Source organism: Streptomyces thioluteus (assembly GCF_039535865.1).
The window spans coordinates 1-17743 of record NZ_BAAAXZ010000090.1; the positions used below are offsets into that span (position 1 = coordinate 1).

General features: G+C 72.3%; 14 protein-coding genes and 9 pseudogenes. 13 read left to right on the forward strand and 10 right to left on the reverse strand.

The genetic code is table 11. The features are described 5' to 3' along the window. Window positions 1-312: 312 nt before the first annotated feature. Window positions 313-495 (forward strand): annotated as a pseudogene (locus tag ABD794_RS11680) (ectoine/hydroxyectoine ABC transporter ATP-binding protein EhuA); the annotation flags it as partial. Between the two features lie 9 nt (window positions 496-504). On the opposite strand, the gene ABD794_RS11685 reads toward ABD794_RS11680, so the two are convergent. Then, complete coding sequence (locus ABD794_RS11685) at window positions 505-1395, reverse strand: RNA-guided endonuclease InsQ/TnpB family protein (RefSeq protein WP_425585999.1); 891 nt, start codon at window positions 1393-1395, stop codon at window positions 505-507. Next, complete coding sequence (locus ABD794_RS18890) at window positions 1392-1697, reverse strand: hypothetical protein (protein ID WP_425586000.1); 306 nt, start codon at window positions 1695-1697, stop codon at window positions 1392-1394. Before ABD794_RS18890 ends, ABD794_RS11685 begins: the two co-directional genes overlap by 4 nt. A 76-nt stretch (window positions 1698-1773) precedes the next feature. Here ABD794_RS18890 and tnpA point away from each other — a divergent pair, with 76 nt between their 5' ends. From tnpA to ABD794_RS11700, 3 genes and pseudogenes are all read left to right on the forward strand, one after another. Then, the gene (gene tnpA, locus ABD794_RS11690; protein ID WP_344962944.1) at window positions 1774-2202 is read left to right on the forward strand and encodes an IS200/IS605 family transposase; all 429 of its coding nucleotides are present in this window, start codon (window positions 1774-1776) and stop codon (window positions 2200-2202) included. A gap of 92 nt (window positions 2203-2294) precedes the next feature. Continuing rightward, window positions 2295-2723: pseudogene (locus tag ABD794_RS11695) on the forward strand (amino acid ABC transporter ATP-binding protein); the annotation flags it as partial. A 153-nt stretch (window positions 2724-2876) separates the two neighbouring features. Then, window positions 2877-3521: a CGNR zinc finger domain-containing protein gene (locus tag ABD794_RS11700; protein WP_344962946.1), complete on the forward strand. Its 645-nt coding sequence runs from the start codon at window positions 2877-2879 to the stop codon at window positions 3519-3521. Here the strand turns inward: ABD794_RS11700 and sodX are convergent. Then, entirely contained in the window at window positions 3413-3877 is a 465-nt protein-coding gene (gene sodX, locus ABD794_RS11705) for a nickel-type superoxide dismutase maturation protease (protein WP_344962948.1), read from the reverse strand. The two genes, ABD794_RS11700 and sodX, sit on opposite strands and share 109 nt — an antisense overlap. Before the next feature lie 148 nt (window positions 3878-4025). Here sodX and sodN point away from each other — a divergent pair, with 148 nt between their 5' ends. Beyond that, a complete protein-coding gene (gene sodN / locus ABD794_RS11710; RefSeq protein ID WP_004937667.1) occupies window positions 4026-4421 on the forward strand; it encodes a superoxide dismutase, Ni in 396 nt (131 codons plus the stop codon). A gap of 80 nt (window positions 4422-4501) precedes the next feature. On the opposite strand, the gene ABD794_RS11715 is transcribed toward sodN, so the two are convergent. The 3 genes from ABD794_RS11715 to ABD794_RS11725 all read right to left on the reverse strand — a co-directional run bounded on the left by ABD794_RS11715 (window position 4502) and on the right by ABD794_RS11725 (window position 6460). Further along, on the reverse strand, window positions 4502-5095 hold the full coding sequence (locus tag ABD794_RS11715; RefSeq protein WP_344962950.1) for a tautomerase family protein: 594 nt from the start codon (window positions 5093-5095) through the stop codon (window positions 4502-4504). Window positions 5096-5193: 98 nt separating this feature from the next. Further along, on the reverse strand, window positions 5194-5451 hold the full coding sequence (locus ABD794_RS11720) for a hypothetical protein (protein WP_344962952.1): 258 nt from the start codon (window positions 5449-5451) through the stop codon (window positions 5194-5196). 91 nt (window positions 5452-5542) lie between these two features. Then, window positions 5543-6460, reverse strand: a complete 918-nt coding sequence (locus ABD794_RS11725) for an EamA family transporter (protein WP_344962954.1) — start codon at window positions 6458-6460, stop codon at window positions 5543-5545. A gap of 227 nt (window positions 6461-6687) precedes the next feature. On the opposite strand from ABD794_RS11725, the pseudogene ABD794_RS11730 reads away from it, so the two are divergent. The 4 genes and pseudogenes from ABD794_RS11730 to mgtA all read left to right on the forward strand — a co-directional run. Continuing rightward, window positions 6688-6828 (forward strand): annotated as a pseudogene (locus ABD794_RS11730) (MarR family transcriptional regulator); the annotation flags it as partial. 43 nt (window positions 6829-6871) lie between these two features. After that, window positions 6872-7069, forward strand: coding sequence for a hypothetical protein (locus ABD794_RS11735; RefSeq protein WP_344962976.1), 198 nt, complete (start codon window positions 6872-6874; stop codon window positions 7067-7069). 152 nt (window positions 7070-7221) lie between these two features. Then, a pseudogene (locus ABD794_RS11740) lies at window positions 7222-7594 on the forward strand (ArsR/SmtB family transcription factor). Then, window positions 7578-10145: pseudogene (gene mgtA, locus ABD794_RS11745) on the forward strand (magnesium-translocating P-type ATPase). The pseudogenes ABD794_RS11740 and mgtA overlap by 17 nt, the downstream one beginning before the upstream one ends. A gap of 105 nt (window positions 10146-10250) precedes the next feature. On the opposite strand, the gene ABD794_RS11750 reads toward mgtA, so the two are convergent. Both ABD794_RS11750 and ABD794_RS11755 read right to left on the reverse strand, forming a co-directional pair. Continuing rightward, the gene (locus ABD794_RS11750; RefSeq protein ID WP_344962956.1) at window positions 10251-11612 is read right to left on the reverse strand and encodes a hypothetical protein; all 1362 of its coding nucleotides are present in this window, start codon (window positions 11610-11612) and stop codon (window positions 10251-10253) included. Window positions 11613-11751: 139 nt separating this feature from the next. Further along, a complete protein-coding gene (locus tag ABD794_RS11755) occupies window positions 11752-13089 on the reverse strand; it encodes an LCP family protein (protein ID WP_344962958.1) in 1338 nt (445 codons plus the stop codon). 249 nt (window positions 13090-13338) lie between these two features. Here ABD794_RS11755 and tatA point away from each other — a divergent pair, with 249 nt between their 5' ends. The 4 genes and pseudogenes from tatA to ABD794_RS11775 all read left to right on the forward strand — a co-directional run. Next, the gene (tatA, locus tag ABD794_RS11760; RefSeq protein WP_344962960.1) at window positions 13339-13581 is read left to right on the forward strand and encodes a Sec-independent protein translocase subunit TatA; all 243 of its coding nucleotides are present in this window, start codon (window positions 13339-13341) and stop codon (window positions 13579-13581) included. Between the two features lie 93 nt (window positions 13582-13674). Continuing rightward, window positions 13675-15077: pseudogene (locus ABD794_RS11765) on the forward strand (alkaline phosphatase). 230 nt (window positions 15078-15307) lie between these two features. Then, a pseudogene (locus ABD794_RS11770) lies at window positions 15308-16247 on the forward strand (beta-ketoacyl-ACP synthase III). 66 nt (window positions 16248-16313) lie between these two features. Then, window positions 16314-16673: pseudogene (locus tag ABD794_RS11775) on the forward strand (VOC family protein); the annotation flags it as partial. Between the two features lie 170 nt (window positions 16674-16843). On the opposite strand, the pseudogene ABD794_RS11780 reads toward ABD794_RS11775, so the two are convergent. Both ABD794_RS11780 and ABD794_RS11785 read right to left on the reverse strand, forming a co-directional pair. After that, a pseudogene (locus tag ABD794_RS11780) lies at window positions 16844-17531 on the reverse strand (helix-turn-helix domain-containing protein). Continuing rightward, window positions 17498-17719: a hypothetical protein gene (locus tag ABD794_RS11785; protein ID WP_344962962.1), complete on the reverse strand. Its 222-nt coding sequence runs from the start codon at window positions 17717-17719 to the stop codon at window positions 17498-17500. Before ABD794_RS11785 ends, ABD794_RS11780 begins: the two are co-directional and overlap by 34 nt. Window positions 17720-17743 lie beyond the last annotated feature (24 nt).

Sequence of the window (17743 nt, forward strand, 5' to 3'; positions counted from 1 at the left end):
TGATGCCCCCCCGGAACGGATCTGGGGGGGGCATCTCTGACGAACACCGTTCTACCTTTCCGTCTCGAAGGTGCTCATGCAGCCCCTCGCCGGTCGAGTACTGAGCAGTCTCTGGCGGCTGCTTGCGCGAGCCGACTGACAGTAGGAATGCAGCGACCAGGGTGATTACCTCCAACGCTAGTTGATCAAGAGTTTCTCGCCTCGATCTTTCGCGATGGCCTGTTGGTTCGTTCGGCGGACCGTTTCGGCTTGCCGAGCTGCCGGTGGGGATTCCGGTAACCCAACTCTTGCATCCATTGAGGCGCCGGGTTCGGCCGGCTGTACGTGGACGGCGGGCTGGTTGGCTACCGCCAGCAGGGCAACAAGCTCTACGAGCTGAAGGACCGCAAGGTCTCCGCCCAGCGCCGGGACATCGGCATGGCCTTCCAGCGCTTCAACCTCTTCTCGCACACGGCCGTGGAGAACGTCGTGACTCCTCCACCCCGTAAACGGGGTGGCTTCTCGCTAGGTCCAGTTGACGTCGCGACGGACCAGCCCGGCCCGTAGAACGTTAGTTGCTCCGACAACGTCGGCGTGTGCCCGGTGACCGCACGAGACGCAGTGGAACTTCTCCTGTGTGGGCCGGTTCTCCTTCACAACGTGCCCGCATTCGGGACACTCGCGGGAGGTGTTGCGGGGGTCCACGGCAATCACTTCCCGTCCGGCGCTTTCAGCCTTGGCGTGCAGGATCATCAGGAACACCCCCCAACCGGCGTCAGCTATTGAGCGGTTGAGCCCGGCCTTCGCGGCGGCTCCGTTGGGCAGAAACGCGCCTGGTGTCCCGGGGTCGGGTCTGGGGGCGGGGGCCGTGCTCATGTTGCGGACCTTGAGGTCTTCGTGCGCGATGAAGTCGTGCTCACGGACCAGTCCGAGCGCGATCTTGTGCGCGTGGTCGAGCCGCTGGCGGCGCACCTTGCCGTGCAGGACCGCGACCTTCATGGCGGCCCGCTGGTGATTGCGAGTGCGGTCCTTGGCCCTGCGGTGCGGGAAGCGGCTCAACGCCCGCTGCGCGGCCTCCAGCCTCACGGCGGCCTTATGGGCGTGACGTGGGTTCCCGACGTGCTCACCGTTGGAAACGGTGAGGAACGAGGCTATGCCGAGGTCGATCCCGACCACAGAACCCGTCTTGGGCAGGGGCTCGGGCTGCACCTGCTCGGCGGTCAGCACGACGAACCACTTGCAGCCCTCGCGCTTTACCGAGACGGTCTTGACCCTGCCGACCACCGGCCGGTGCTGGTTGACCTTGACGTGCCCCACGCCCTGGAAGCGGACCCGGGTGACGGGGTCGCGTGGGGTGGAGTCCCAGCGGCAGCCGTCCCCGTCCCTGGGGAAATCGACCGTGCCGAACCAGTTCACGCCCCGAACACGGGGGATAGCCCGGCTTCTCCCCCGGCCTTGGCCCGGCGGAAGAACGCGGCGAACGCCTTGTCCAGGCGGCGCAGCGTCGCCTGTTGGCTGGAGAACGACCAGCGACCCTGACGCTCGGGGTCGAATGCCCGGATGTCCTTGAGCTGGGCGGACTGCTGCCCGTACGTGACGCTTGTCTTCGAGGCGTGCCGGTAGGCGTCCCGGCGCTCCTGCAACGCACCGTTGTAGAGGGAGCAGTGATCGGCCAGCATCCCGCGGAGCGCGATCGCCTGGCCCACGGTGGGCCTCATGAGGAACTTGTACGTACGGATCACCCGGCCCACCCCCTTCGGTTCGAGCTTCGCTCGATCCTACTACACTTGGTTCATGTCACCACGCTGGGAGCCAAATTCGTGCGTACGGCGCGGCCGTCGCGTCGTCTACCACCTGCATGCGCATTTGGTGTTTGTCACCAAGTACCGGCGGAACGTCTTCAATGACGAGATGCTGACGCGTTGCGAAGAGATCATGCGGAACGTGTGCACCGACTTCGGCACGGACCTCATCGAGTTCAACGGCGGAGAGGATCATGTCCACCTGCTGGTGCACTACCCACCGAAGGTCGCGCTCTCGAATCTGGTGAATAGCCTCAAGGGCGTCAGTTCCCGGTATCTGCGCGCCGAGTTCACAGGCCGCGTGAATCGGGCCACAGTACACGGCCGCTTCTGGTCCGGCTCGTACTTTGCCAGATCCTGCGGCGGCGCACCGCTCCAGGCGGTGCAGGACTACATCGAGAACCAGAAGCGTCCGGCCTGACCGGGGAGCCTTGCGGAGCGATGTGGCAGCGCGCCGCTCAGGATCGTATTCCCTCCAGGCCTGAAGGCCGGGGTTCCCTGCGAAGATCAGGGATGGAGGCGCCGGTCCAGGTCAAGCGCGAGACCAAGTCGGTCGCCAGGGAGCGGGCGCTGAAGCTGCTCGACCGCGTCGGCCTGGCCGACAAGGCGGGCAACTACCCGTCCCAGCTCTCCGGCGGCCAGCAGCAGCGGGTGGCCATCGCGCGGGCGCTGGCCATGCAGCCCAAGCTGATGCTCTTCGACGAGCCGACCTCGGCGCTCGACCCGGAGCTGGTGGGCGACGTGCTCGACGTGATGCGCTCGCTCGCGGAGGAGGGCATGACGATGATCGTCGTCACGCACGAGATGGGCTTCGCGCGGGAGGTCGGCGACTCGCTGGTGTTCATGGACAACGGCGTGGTCGTCGAGGCCGGCAACCCGCGGGACATCCTGACGAACCCGCAGCACGAACGCACCAAGTCGTTCCTGTCGAAGGTGCTGTGACGCCCGAGTCACCCGGGACGGCGGTGTACGGACGAGAGGTCCGGACACCGCCGTCCTTCGTTCCCTCCCGACCGGTGTAATAGCCTACGCAGAACGACATCCATTACCGCTTCGCGCCCGGCACCCCAGGGCCGACCGCAGAAGGACCCCCACGTGGAACTGTCCTCCTACTCGGACTACGCCGTCCGCCTGGTCAACTCCGAAGAACCGGTACGCGGCACCGACACCCTGACCTCGGTGGAAACGGCCCGTACCGTCCTGTTCGACCCCGGCTCGCAGCTGGCCCGCCGGCTCACGGACGGCGACGTCACCCGGCTGCGCGGCGTCCGCACCCGGCTGCGCGCCGTCTTCGAGGCGGCGGCCGAGGGCGACGAGGTACGGGCCGTGGACCTGCTCAACGCGCTGCTGATGGAGTTCCCCGTCAGCCCGCAGATCTCCGGGCACCGCCACCGCGACGAGGACGGCCGCCCCCTGTGGCACATGCACATCGCCGACCACGCCGCCAACTCCGGGGCGGGCTACACGGCGACGGCCTGCATGGGCCTGGCCGTGCACCTCACCGAACTGGGCGTGGACCGGCTGGGCATCTGCCAGGCCGCGCCGTGCCGCAACGCCTACCTCGACACCTCGACCAACCGCTCGCGCCGCTACTGCTCCGACCGCTGCGCCACCCGGGCGAACGTCGCCGCCTACCGGGCCCGCAAGCGCCGCGAGAGCGCCGGTCCCAGCAGCCCCGAGGAGCGCACCGGCCGCACGGCCGACGCCAGCCAGGACAGCAGCGCCCCCGCCGAGCGCTGACCGGACTGCGGCGGCGGCCGCAGCCGCACCCAGGCCCGGGCCACGACGAGTTCGTCGGGCACCGCCCCGAACTCCCGGCTGTCGTTCTCGACCAGGGGGTTGTCCCCGGTCACCCACCAGCCGCCGTCGCGCCGTTCCACGGCGCGCTTGACGATCAGCAGGTCCTGCCGGAACGGATGCCGCAGCACCACCACGTCCCCCGGCCGGACGCCCGCGCCGTACTGGACGACCAGTTGGTCGCCCGGGTTCAGGGTCGGGACCATCGACGGGTTGTAGACCTCGGCCAGCCCGATCCGCAGCAGTCCGCGACGCTCGCGGTCCAGCCCCGTCCCGCGTTCGTCCAGTCGGTCCTGCACCTCGGCACCTCACTCCCGGTCGGTCGTTCCCGCTCCAGCCTGACACCCGCCTTTTGTCCTAGGCCCCCCCGGGGCGCCCGGGAAAAGCCTTCCCGCACCGAGTAATCTCGCACCTGAGAAGACGATCACGAGGAAGGACAGCACCACTATGCTTTCCCGACTGTTCGCCCCCAAGGTGAAGGTCAGCGCCCACTGCGACCTCCCGTGCGGCGTGTACGACCCGGCCCAGGCCCGCATCGAGGCGGAGTCGGTCAAGGCCGTCCAGGAGAAGTACCAGGCCAACGAGGACCCCCACTTCCGTGCCCGCGCCACCATCATCAAGGAGCAGCGCGCGGAGCTGGCCAAGCACCACGTCTCGGTGCTCTGGAGCGACTACTTCAAGGCCCCGCACTTCGAGAAGTACCCCCAGCTGCACCAGCTGGTCAATGACACCCTGAAGGCCCTGAGCGCCGCCAAGGCGTCGACGGACCCGAAGACGGGCGAGAAGGCGCTGGAGCTCATCGCCGAGATCGACCGCATCTTCTGGGAGACCAAGAAGGCGTAAGGCCTTCTCAGCGGCCCTGTGCCCCGGTTCCCACCGGGCACAGGGCCGTCGTCATGCCCGCCGGATCGTTCCTCCCCGGATCACTTGTCCAGGGCCCACTTCAGCGGCTCCTTGTAGTAGCCGCGCTGGAAGGTGATGTGGGTGACCTTGCTGCTCTGCGGGATCACGACGGGCTGGCAGAACGTGCGCTCCTCGTCCTTCTTCCAGACCTTGTCGAAGTCCTGGCCCGCGCAGTCGGACGGGGTGCCGGGGAGGTTGCCGATGACCATGAGACGGGTCGCGGGCACGCCGCCCTCGGTCAGGGCGCTGACGTTGGTGATCAGCATGGGCGGCTTCATGGGCGCGTCGCCGCCGCTCAGCTTGGCGCTGAGGTAGACGTACGCGACGGTCTTGCCCGCGTACTTCTTCGCGTCCTCCTTGTCGCCCTTGAGGTCCTCGGGCTTGCCCATCACGACGCGCTGCCCGGTGACGGTGAACTTGCCCGTCTGCTTGTCCGTCCCCAGTTCCTGCTCCTCGGAGGCGGGCTGCCCGGCCTTGAGCTTCTCGGACTTCATGTTGTCCGCCTTCGCCGCGCCGGACTTCTTGCCGTCGTCCGACGAACCGTCGCAGGCGGTCAGCGTCAGGGCGGTGAACGCGGCCATGGCGGCGAGCGCGGTCTTCTTGATGGTGCGCAAGGTCTTCCCCGTTGTTCAGTGGTGCCCGTCCGGCCAGTTCGGCCGGAAGCGGCCATCGAGTGTACGCAGGGGGTTCGCGGGGGCGTCGGGAGGGTCGTTCACGAGCCGCGCCGTGCCCGTCGCGCGGACCGTGCGCCGTACCGGGGGCGGTGGCTCCGGGCGTTCCGCGCCGTACGCCATCCCCGGGCGGAATGGCGGCAGTTGGCCGCCGCGGCCGCCGCCATCAGTGGCAGTACCTCACGTGGGCGGCCGTGGACCACGGCCCGGGCCTCGGCGAGTTCGCGGTCGCCCGCGCGTACGGCCCCGGCGCGGACGGCCTTCGGGCGGCGGCACTCGGCGCGGCCGGCGGGCGGCATCCGGCCTGCTTCGCCGGTCGGTTGAGGGGGACGGACGCGACCGCGGGCCGCCCCGGGGGCGCAGCCCCGTGGCGGCCGTCCGGTCCGGACGTCAGCCCCGTCGTCCCAGCGTCTGTCCCGCGACCACCGCCCCCAGGGCGACGACGAGTCCGGCCACCTGCCAGACCGTCAGCGTCTGGTCCATCGCCACCACCCCGACGACCGCCGCCACCGGCGGGCCGACCAGGCTCAGCAGCGAGACGGACGTCGGCGCGAGGCGGCCGATGCCGCGGAAGAAGAGGGGGTAGGCGACGGCGGTGGCGACGACGCCGATGTAGGCGTAGCCGAGGACGTTGGCGCCGGTGAGGTGGGACGGCAGGCCCTCGAAGGCCAGGGTGAACGGGGCGAGGAGCAGCCCGGCGATGGTCAGCTGCCAGCCGGTCATGACCACGGGGCTCGCCCCGCCGCCCCACTTCTTGGTGAGCACGATGGACAGGGCGACGAGCGCCACGGCGGTCACCGAGGCCGTCACGCCGAGCGGGTCGAGGGCGGCGTTGCCGGTGAGGGTCATCAGCGCCACTCCCCCGACGCCGGCGAGCGCCGCGAGCAGGACCGGCGGTGCGGTGCGCGCCCGCAGGACCAGCAGCGAGAACCCGGCGACCAGCAGCGGCTGGACGGCGCCGATCGTGGCGGCCACTCCGCCGGGCAGCCGGTAGGCGGCGAAGAAGATCAGCGGGAGGAACGCCGCGAAGTTGAGGACGGCGAGCACCAGGGACCGCCACCACCAGACCCCGTGCGGGAGGCGTCGGTTGACGGCCAGCAGGACCAGTCCGGCGGGCAGGGCACGCAGGGTCGCCGCGAGCAGCGGGCGGCCGTCGGGGAGGAGCGCGGCGGTCACCGCGTAGACGGTGGCCCAGCTGGCGGGGGCGAGCGCGGTCAGGAACAGGTCGCGGAGGTTCGAGGCCGGACCGGTGGCGTCACCGGCGGGCGATCCGTGCCGGACCGTGGGTGCGGGTGCGGTGGTGCTCATGAAGTTTCCCCCTGATTGATAATCTCAACATGAAATAACAGCAGCGGACCAACCGAACGTCAAGTATCTGAACGTTGAGATTTTCAACGGAGAGGGGAATCGCCATGGCGCAGGACGCGGTGGACAGCGTGGTCGAGCAGTGGGCCCGCGAGCGGCCCGACGTGGACGTCTGGCCGACGACGGTGATCGGCCGGGTCCAGCGGCTCTCCCGGCTGCTGGAGAAGGAGATGAAGGCGTTCTTCGCCCAACACGACCTCGAGAGCTGGGAGTTCGACGTACTCTCCACTCTCCGCCGCTGCGGCCCGCCCTACGAGCGGACCGCCGGCGCCATCACCAGCGCGGCCCTGGTCACCTCGGGGGCGATCACCAACCGCGTGGACCGGATGGAGGCCAAGGGCCTGGTGGAGCGGTGTGCGCGACACCACCGACCGCCGCACGGTGCGCATCCGTCTCACCGAGCGGGGTCACGCCCTCATCGACGAACTGATCGTCCTGCACTCGGCGAACTCCGCGCGGCTGCTGGACGTCCTCGGCCGCGACGAATCCGACCGGCTCGCCGGGTCGCTGCGTACGCTGCTGACGTCGCTGGGCGACAAGCCCATCGCATAGCCCCATCGCCCAGGCCCCATCGCATAGGCGCCGCCGAGCACGCCCCGGGGACTTTGCCGAGGCGTTGCCTAGACTGGTCCCCGCGCGGGCGCGACGACGCCCGCCGGGACGGGAGAGCGACAGTGGCGGCAGGCGTCGGCAGATTCGAGAGCATCGTCGAACAGGGCGCCGACCCGTCGGCGGACGTGCTCCACGAGGCCGCGGCCCGCGTTCGGCCTGCTCGCCTCGCCCGCCCGGCTGCACCTGGTCTGGGCCCTGGCCCAGGGCGAGAGCGACGTGAGCGGCCTGGCCGAACGGGTCGGCGGCGCGCTGCCGGCGATCAGCCAGCACCTGGCGAAGCTCAAGCTCGCGGGCCTGGTGCGGTCGCGGCGCGAGGGCCGCCGGGTGGTCTACCTGGTGGACGACCCGCACGTGGTGACCATCGTCCGCCTCATGGTCGGCCAGCTCGCCGACCGCCAGGCCGACTCCGTTCCCCGGTCCCGGACCGGCTCCGGTTCCGGACGCCTCCGTGGCCTGGGCGCCTGAGGGCGGCCAGGCCGGCTCCACCCTTCAAGCGCTGCGGGAGCTGGGGAGCGGCCCGCGCGGACTGACCGAGGACGAGGCGGAGCACCGGCTCGTACGGCACGGCGGGAACGTCCTGCCCGGCCGGCGCCCGACGGGCCGGCTGCGCCGCTTCGGCCGGGGTCTGCGCGACCCGTTCACCGCCGTCCTGCTGTGCCTGGGGCTGGTCTCGGCGGCCCTGGCCTCCTGGGGCACGGCCTGCGTCATCACCGTCCTCGTCCTGGTCAGCTGCGCGCTGCGGACCGCGGGCGAGCACCGCGCCGACCGCGCGGCGGCGTCGCTGCGCGAACTGATCGCGACGACGGCGACGGTCCGCCGCCGCCCCGCGCCGGACGCGCCGCCGGTCCACCGCGAACTCCCCGTGGAGGAGCTCGTCCCCGGCGACGTCGTCGTCCTCGGCCCCGGCGATCTCGTACCGGCGGACCTGCGCCTGCTGCGGGCGACCGGGCTGACGGTCCACGAGGCGGCCCTGACGGGCGAGTCGGCGCCGGTGGGCAAGCGGGTCCCGGACCTGGCGGAGGGCGCGGCCGAGGAGCACGAGCACCTCTGTCTCCAGGGCAGCAGCGTCGTCTCCGGCACCGCCACCGGGGTCGTCGTCGCCACGGGCGGCGCGACCCGGCTGTCCGGCGCGCTCCCGGGCGCCGGGGCCGGGGCGCGGGAGCGGCGGACCTCGCCGTTCGACCGCTCCGTCAACGGCATCGCCTGGACGCTCGTCCGGTTCATGCTGCTCACCGCGCCGCTCGTGCTGCTCGCGCGAGCGCGCTGCTGCGCGGGCGCGGGATGGAGACGCTGCCGTTCGCGGTGGCCGTGGCGGTCGGGCTGACGCCCGAGATGCTGCCCGTCGTCGTCACGGCCGCGCTGGCCCGCGGCGCCGCCGCCCTCGCCCGCGGCGGCGAGGTCATCGTGCGGCGCCTGCCCGCCCTGCACGACCTCGGCGCCGTCGAGGTACTGTGCGTCGACAAGACGGGCACCCTCACCCAGGACCGGCCCGTCCTCGACCGGGCCGTGGACGGGCACGGCGCGGACGACCCCGAGGTGCTGCACTGGGCCGCCGTCAACGCCCTGTGGACGCTCCAGCTCGCCGAACTGCCCGTTCCCGACGCCCTCGACGAGGCGGGTGCTCGACGCGGCGGGGGACGCCGTGGTGGACGCCGCCGAGGAGTACGAGGGCGTCGCCGCCCTCCCCTGCGCCCCCGGCCGCCCGCTGTCCACCGCCGTCGTCCGGCGGGCCGGGGACCCCCGCTTCGCCCTCGCGGGCACACACCTGCTGGTCGTCAAGGGCGCCCCGGAGGAGGTGCTGGAGCGCTGCGCGCTCGACGCGCCGGAGCGCGAACGGCTGCTCCGGCGCGCCGGGGAGCTCGCGGCGGACGGGCTGAGGGTGCTGGCCGTCGCCCGCGCCGAGCGCCCGGCGCGCGGGCACGCGTACGGGCCGGCCGACGAACGCGGCCTGGACTTCGCCGGTTTCGTGGCGCTCCGCGACGCCGTGGCCCCCACGGCGGCGGAGGCGCTGTCCGTCCTCGCCGACCGGGGCGTCGACGTGAAGGTGCTCACCGGCGACCACCCCGGCACGGCCGCCCGCGTCTGCCGCGAACTGGGCCTGTCCCCGGGCGAAGTGATCACCGGGGACCGGCTCGACGGGCTCTCCGACGAGGAGTTGGCCCCGCTCGCCGCCCGGACGACGGTCTTCGCCCGCTGCGCACCCGAGCACAAGGCCCGCGTCGTGCGGGCGTTGCGGGCCGGGGGCCGCACCACGGGTTTCCTCGGCGACGGCGTCAACGACCTGGCGGCGCTGCGCGACGCGGACGTCGGCGTCTGCCCGCGGGCCGGGGTGGACGTCGCGCGGGAGACGGCCGACGTCGTGCTCGCGTCCAAGGACCTCACCGCCCTGGACCGTGCGGTGGTCGCCGGCCGGCGCAGCACCGGCAACATCTCCGCCTACCTGCGGATCACGCTCTCGTCGAACTTCGGCAACGTCATCGCCATGCTGGTGGCCGGGCTGCTGCTGCCGTTCCTGCCGATGCTGCCGGCCCAGGTGCTGGTGCAGAACCTCTTCTTCGACGCGGCCCAGCTGGCGCTGGCCTTCGACCGCCCGGCGGCCGACGCGCTGCGCGGCCCGGCGCGGCTGCGCCCGCGCGACCTGCTGCGCTTCGTGACGGCGTTCGGCCTGCTGAACGCCGCGGCGGACGTGGCGACGTTCGCCGTCCTGGTGCTGAGCCACGGCGGGAACGAGGCGGCGTTCCACGCCGGTTGGTTCACGGAGAACCTGCTGACGCAGGCGATGGTGATGCTGCTGCTGCGGTGCGGGCGGCGGGGGGTGCCGGGCGCTCTGCGGCTGGCGACGGCGGCGCTGGCGGTCGTCGGCCTGCTGCTGCCGTTGTCCCCGCTGGGGCCGGTGCTGTCGATGACGGGGTTGCCGGCGGTGTCGTATGTGCTGTTGGCGGGGGTGTTGGTGGTGTACGGGGTGGGGTTGGTGGTGGCGCGGCGGCGGTACGAGCGGCGGCGCGGGCGCGGCTGAGGAGGGTTTCCGCCCCGCCCTTTTACCGTTTCCTCCGGGGCTGCGCCTCGCGGCCCGCAATGCGGCTTCGCCGCATTGCGGGCCGCGGGCTACCGGGGGCCCGGATTACCAGTCGCCGCCCCCGAAGTCACCGCCCCCGCCCCCACCATCGCCCCAGCCACCACCGAAGTCACCGGAGTTGAAGTCCGAGCCCGAGTAGTCGCCGCCCTCGGGCCCCGCGTCCCCGCCCCCGAACGAATGATCCGCCGCATACGCGGGACCGCTCATCATGCTGCCGAGCATCGTGCCCACGAGCATCGCCGGCAGGATCCCGCCGCCGAAGTAGCCGCCCGCCCAGGGCCCGTACGCCGGGCCCGCGTTCCAGTACGGCTGCGGGCCGGCGTCCGTCTGCACCGTGCGGGACACCGGCTCCAGCCCGTCCGCGATCCGCGTCGCGTCCGCCTGGCACGCGGGCACCGTGCGCACCGCGCCGCCCGGGGGCGCCCACTGCACGTCCGCGACGGACAGCCCGTGCCGCGGGTCGAAGAAGCAGGGCAGCCGGCGCTCGGGCAGCGGCGCGCCGCTGCGCCGGGCGGCCAGGGTGGCCAGCGCGAAGCGGCCGTTGTCCAGCGACTCGGTCACCGGCGTGACCTCCTGCGGCCGCTGCGCCGCCGCGATCCGGGACTTGGCCTCCTCGTAGGCGTCGAGCGCCTGCTCGTAGTCCTTGCGCATGGCGTCGGTCGCGCCCGCCTCGCCCGGGGAGAAGTCCAGCCGGTCGAGCTCCTCGCCGAAGGCGGTGATGTCCTCGTCCACGACGACGCGCAGCGCGTCCAGCTCGGCGCGCTCGCGCTCCTCGCGCTTCTTCTTGTTGCGCCGGTGGAGCGCGTACGCACCGCCCGCGCCCGCGGCGACGACCACGCCGCCGACGACCAGCGCGGTGGACCCGTCGCCGGAGTCGGAGGAGCCGCCCCACGAGCTCGGGGCGTGGCCCTTGGCGGTCTTGAGGGCGCCGTCCACGAACGCGTTCAGCTCGGTCTTCGCGTTGGCGTTGTCGTTGCGCTTCACATCGCCGGCGAGGTTCTGGACCGCGCTCCGCGACATGACCCGGCCGTCCGCGCCCGCGTTGAACTTGTCGCCGAGGCGGACGGCGTAGAGGCCGGTGATGCCGACCTCGGTGCGGAGGTCCTTGAGCAGCGTCTGCTGCGGGAACTCCGCCACGTCCGGCAGCACCGCCACGAACACCGGCTTCCCCGCGTCCTTGATCTTCTTCGCCAGCGCGTCCGCGTCCGCCGCCGGCAGCTGCGACGCGGCCCGCGGGTCGACGTAGACCGGGCTCTTCTTCAGGCCCTCGGCCACCGCGTTCAGGCCGGAGGCCGCGTGGGCGGCGGGGGCGAGGGTCACCGTGCCGGCCAGGGCGAGCAGGGCCGCGAAGAGCCCTGCGAGAAGGGCCGGCAGCGGCCTGGGCAACGCCCGGGGGATGGCGGACATGGAGGTACTCCTCGGAGACGGGCTCGCGACGGACGCGATGGAAGCGACGTAACGGTGACTCATCAAGATCATTGAACTTACTCTGCGCTTACTACGACAACGGACCATTCGGGCACTCGGTTCCCCTCGAAACCGCCTCTCACCCGTAGGAGAGACCGGAACAGGGATTGTCATCCGCCGCTCGCGTCCCGTCACTCGCGGCGCTCGCCGGCTCCGCCCTCGGTGCCGGGACCGACGCGGCGTCCCGGCCGAGGGTCACGGAGAGGCCCTCCGCGGCGGTGCCCCGGACGAACGCCCCGGGGAAGAGCCCGGCCAGGGCCCGCGCCTGCCCCGCGCGGCCCGGCCCGAACTCGATCACGGTGGTGCCCTCCGCGCGCCCCTCGTCCGGGCGGACCCCGGCGACGGACCAGCCCTGCTCCTTCAGCCGGGCGGTCGCCCGGCCGGCGAGCCCCGGAACGCCGGACGCGTCGGTGACGGCGACGCGGCCGCCGGCCCGCTTGGCGTCGCCCGTGGCACCGGCGGCCGGCCGGTCCCCCTTCAGCGCCGCCCACAGCACGTCCGCGTCCGGCTGGACGACGGCCACGCGGTCCCCCTCGTACCGCCAGGGCATCGTGACGAACGTGATGTCGTGCAGGTCGATGTTCTTGAACGACATCGCGAACGACAGCAGTCGGTCGACCGAGCCCAGCCCGGGATCCACGGTCAGCGACTTCGTCGCGGCGTCGGCCAGCGGGAGGAGCGTCGTGGGGTTGAGCCCCTGGGAGCGCACCTTCTTGATCATGGATGCGATGAACGCCTGCTGGCGCCGTATGCGGCCTATGTCGGAGCCGTCCCCGATCCCGTGCCGGACCCGGACGTAGTCCAGCGCCTTCCGGCCGGAGACCGTCTGCCGCCCCTTGTGGAAGATCACCTCGCCCGGCGAGCCGCGGTTCGGGTCGAGGTCGCCCTGGCGGACGTCCTGGGGCAGGCAGACCTCCACCCCGCCCACCGCGTCCGTCATGGCGGAGAAGCCGGCGAAGTCGACGACGACGGTGTGGTCGACGCGCAGGCCGGTGAGCTTCTCCACGGTGTTCTGGGTGCAGGCGGGGTTGCCCTCGGGCGTACCGCCCACGGTGAAGGCCGAGTTGAACATCGCCCGGCTCCGCGTGCTCGTCCAGCCGCCGTCGGGCAGTCTGCACGGGGGTATCTCCAGGAGAGTGTCGCGGGGGATGGAGACGGCGGTGGCGTGCGCGCCGTCCTCGTACACGTGCAGCAGGAAGGCCGTGTCGGAGCGGCCGACGTCGCCCGTCCCGCCACCGAGCGCGCGGTTGCCGCCCGCGCGCGAGTCGGAGCCGATCACGAGGACGTTCTGCCCGGCCGCGGCGCCCGGGCGGTCACGGGCGATGCCGTCGGCGTCGAACGTGCTGATGTTGCCGTTGAGTTCGAGGACGATCCAGCCGGCGCCGAGCACGAGCAGCAGCAGGAGCGCGAGGGTCACGGCACCGGCCGGCCGCAGCCGGCGCGGCGCGCGGGCCGTCCGCCCCGCTCATGCGCGCGACCCGGTCGTGTACGAGCCCATCGGCCACCCCGCCCCGTCGTCCGCTTCCCTTCTCATCCCCAGAGACGACGGGACTTCACCTTAGGTTGTCCGATTGCGCAAATTGGCAAGTATGGTGAGGAGGACCGCCGCGGCGCGACGCCGCCGGAACAACGCAGAGAACAACGCAGAGAAAGCAGGTGGGACGCCGTGCTGCGCAACGCCCTGGAACCCTGGCACCTCCTCGTCGTCGTGCTCGTCCTGGTCGTCCTCTTCGGGTCGAAGAAGCTGCCCGACATGGCGCGCGCCCTGGGCAAGTCGGCGCGCATCCTCAAGAGCGAGGCCAAGGCGATGAAGGACGACCCGGCCCCGGCCGCGCCCGTCCAGACGCCCGCACAGCCGTCCGGCACGCAGACCCCGATCACCCCCACCGCGGTGGACAGCCCCCGCTGACCCTCCCTTCACCCGGGGTTGTCCTCCCGTACACCCTCGCTTGGTGAGCTTCCTCCGGCCGGGCCCGTCCGGCCCACGAGGAAGGAAATCACCATGGCTTCTCGTCCGTACGGCCGTCGCGGGCGCCGTCTCGCCTGGGGTGCCGCCGCCCTGCTGGTCGCCGGTGTCGCGGTTCCGGCCGCGGCCGCCGTGTCCGACGGCGGCGCGGGCACGGACGGCGGCGCCAGGGCGTCCGTCGCCAAGCAGCTGCACGGCCCGGCGAAGGCCAAGAACGTCATCCTGCTGATCGGCGACGGCATGGGCGACTCGGAGATCACCCTCGCCCGCGACTCCACGGTGGGCGCCGCGGGCCGGCTGAACATGGACAAGTTCCCCATGACCGGCGCCTACACCACGTACTCGGTGGACAAGAACGGCAAGCCGGACTACGTCACCGACTCGGCGGCCAGCGGCACCGGCTGGGCGACCGGCCACAAGACGGTCAACGGCCGGATATCGAAGACCCCCGGCACCGACAAGCCGATGACCACCATCCTGGAGCTGGCCCAGCGCAACGGGCTGGCCACCGGCAGCGTCACCACCGCCGAGCTCACCGACGCCACCCCGGCCGTCCTCGCCTCGCACGCCACCGACCGCAGCTGCCAGGGCCCGGCCGACATGAAGGAGTGCCCCCAGCGACACGATCGCCAAGGGCGGTCCGGGCTCGATCGCCGAGCAGAGCGTCAACCACAAGGTGGACGTGCTGCTGGGCGGCGGCAAGCAGCGCTTCGACCAGAAGATCACCGAGGGCCCGTACAAGGGCCTGACCGTCACCCAGCAGGCGGAGAAGCTGGGATACCGGGTGGTGACGGACGCCAAGGGCCTCGGCTCGGCGCGCGCCGGCAAGCCCGTCCTCGGCCTCTTCGCCCCGGGCAACGTCCCGGTCGAGTGGACGGGCAAGGCCGCGGCCGTGGGCGGCACCGCCCCGCAGCGCTGCTCGACGGCCAACCCGGAGCGCAAGGCCGGCACCCCCGAGCCTGGAGGAGCAGACCCGCACGGCGCTGCGGCTGCTGGAGGGCAAGCAGAAGGCTGCCAAGTCGGCGAAGGCCGGCTTCTTCCTCCAGGTCGAGGGCGCCTCGATCGACAAGCGCGACCACGCGGCCGACCCCTGCGGGCAGATCGGCGAGACCGCGGCCCTCGACCGGGCCGTGAAGGTCGCCCGCGACTACGCGGCGCAGCACCCGGACACCCTGGTCGTCACCACCGCCGACCACGGCCACACCAGCCAGATCGTGCCGCTGGAGGCCACCCCGCCCGGGCTGTCCTCGACGCTGGTGACCGACGAGGGACAGCAGCTCAAGGTCAACTACTCGACCAACACCCCGGGCAAGTCCCAGGAGCACACCGGCACCGAGGTGCGCATCGCGGCCCAGGGGCCGCAGGCCGAGCGCGTCCTCGGCGTGACGGACCAGACCGAGCTCTTCACCACCATCCGGAAGGCGCTCTCCCTGCGCTGATCACGGATCCACGATCACCGGGTCCGCCGTCACCGGATCCGGGGTCTTCGGAACCGGGGTCTTCGGACCCACGGGGGCAGGGCCCGGAGCCGCGGATTCCAGTCCGTGGGCCGGGCCCTGTGGATTGCGCCAGTTATGGCGCCCGAAGATTGGTGGATCTCGCACCGGTGATCAGGTCGGGCGGCATCGACACTGGGGGTTCGGACCGCCGGCTAGCAGGAGGAACCCCCATGTCCGGGTCTCGCGTACTGGCCATGGGCCACTACCAGCCCGCCAGGGTGCTGACCAACGACGAGCTGGCCGGAATGGTCGACACCAGCGACGAGTGGATCCGCTCCCGGGTGGGCATCCGCACGCGACGGGTGGCGGACCGCGGCGAGACCGTCGACGCGATGGCGGCCGAGGCCGCCGTCAAGGCGCTCGCCAACAGCGGCCTGTCCCCCCGACGACATCGACCTCGTCCTCGTCGCCACCTGCACGGCCGTGGACCGCAGCCCCAACACGGCCGCGCGCGTCGCCGCCCGGCTCGGCCTGGGCTCCCCCGCGGTCATGGACATCAACGTCGTGTGCGCCGGCTTCACCCACGCCCTGGCGAGCGCGGACCATGCGATCCGGGCCGGAGCGGCGCGGAACGCCCTGGTCATCGGCGTGGAGAAGTTCACCGATGTGGTCGACTGGACGGACCGCTCCACCTGCGTCCTGGTCGGCGACGGGGCGGGCGCGGCCGTCGTCACCGCCTCGGCCGAGCCCGGCATCGGCCCGGTCGTCTGGGGCTCGGTGCCCGAGATGGGCCATGCCGTCCGCATCGAGGGCACGCCGTCGCGCTTCGCCCAGAGGGCCAGTCGGTCTACCGCTGGGCCACCACCCAGCTGCCGCCGATCGCCCGCCGGGTCTGCGAGCGGGCCGGGTCGCGCCGGAGGAACTGGGCGGCGGTCGTCCTCCACCAGGCGAACCTGCGCATCATCGAGCCCGTCGCACGGCGGATCCGGCGCCGTCAACGCGGTGATCGCCACGGATGTGACCGAGTCCGGCAACACCTCCGCGGCCAGCATTCCGCTGGCGCTGTCCAAGCTCGTCGAGCGGCGGACGGTGGAGCCCGGGGCGCCGGTCCTCCTGTTCGGCTTCGGCGGGAACCTGTCGTACGGCGGACAGGTCATCCACTGCCCGTGAGGGTGCCTGCCGGAGGTGTCCGATTCGTTCAAGACCGGTTGATCGGCTTCCGCCTACGGTGACGGCATGACACCACGTTTCGACTGCATCGGTCTCGTCGTCGCGGACATGGCCGCGTCGCTCGCCTTCTACCGCCGCCTGGGCCTGGACATTCCGGCGTCGGCCGATGAACTGCCGCACGCCGAGTACGAACTGCCGGGCGGGTTGCGGCTGTTGTGGGACACGGACGAGGTCCACGCGTCGTTCGACCCGGGTCCGGAGCTGCCGAAGGGTCCGGGGCGGGCGGCGTTGGGGTTCGCGTGTGCGGACGCGGGGGAAGTGGACCGGGTGTACGGGGAGTTGGTGGCGGAGGGGTATGCGGGGCACCTGAAGCCGTGGGATGCGGTGTGGGGGCAGCGGTATGCGGTTGTCCTCGATCCGGACGGGAACACGGTGGATCTGTTCGCTGCGCGTAGAAGCGCCCCTGGCCCGCCCTTTCACCATTTCTTCCGGGGGAGACCCCCGGACCCCCATTCGCCCTCCGGGCGAAGTCCTCAAACGCCGGACGGGCTGTTCAGCCCGTCCGGGCACACTCACCGCGTCAGCGCGCCCCAGCGTCACCCCGCCAACCCCCGTACCTCCCGCGCCAGATGCGCCTGGTCCGCGTACCCGCACTCCGCCGCCACCTCCGCGAACGCCACCCCGTCGCGCGCCAGTCCCACCGCCCGCCCCATCCGCAGCACCCGCGCCAGCGTCTTCGGCCCGTAACCGAAGGAGCGCAACGCCCGCCGGTGCAGCTGCCGTTCGCCGACGCCCAGACCGGGCGGCCAGCGCGGACACCGGTTCGCCGCGGCGGGCGGAGGCGACGACCGCGGTGGCCCAGGGATCCACCGGCGCCGTCCCCACCGCCTCCTCCAGCGCCCGTCCCGGCGCACCCGCCTCCGCCACCCGCTGGGCGACGAGCCCGCACGCCGCCGCCCCGGCCACAGGTCCTCCAGGGGCACCCGCAGGTCGCGCAGCTCGTGGGGCGGGCACGCCGAGCACGGCCGGTCCCGCGCCGGGGGCGAAGCGCAGCCCCGGTGTACCGCGCGCCCGGGACGGCCGGTACGAGATGGGCCCTCGTGTCGGGGCCGGCGACGACGAGCCGTCCGTCCGCCCAGATCAGGTCCACGCAGCCGTCGGGCAGGACGCGCACGGGCTCACACCGGCGTCCGCGCGCGTCCACAGCACCGCCCCGGGCACCGCGCCCGAGGGGCGTTCCCGGTACGTCACTACGGCGACTCCCGCAGGTAGAGCGCCCCGCAGGAGTGGCAGATGGGCACCTGGCCCGTGCCCCAGAGGTCCACGGAACGCACCGCCGAGGCCGGGTCCAGGTCCCGGCCGCACATGGCGGTGGAATCCGTGCCGCGGACGACGTGCCAGGTCCTGACCGAGGGGTCGTCGTCCCCGGGTGAGCTGCCGTCCGCGTACTCCGCGCGCAACTCGTGCTCCATGTCACCGCACCTCCTCCTCGCGAT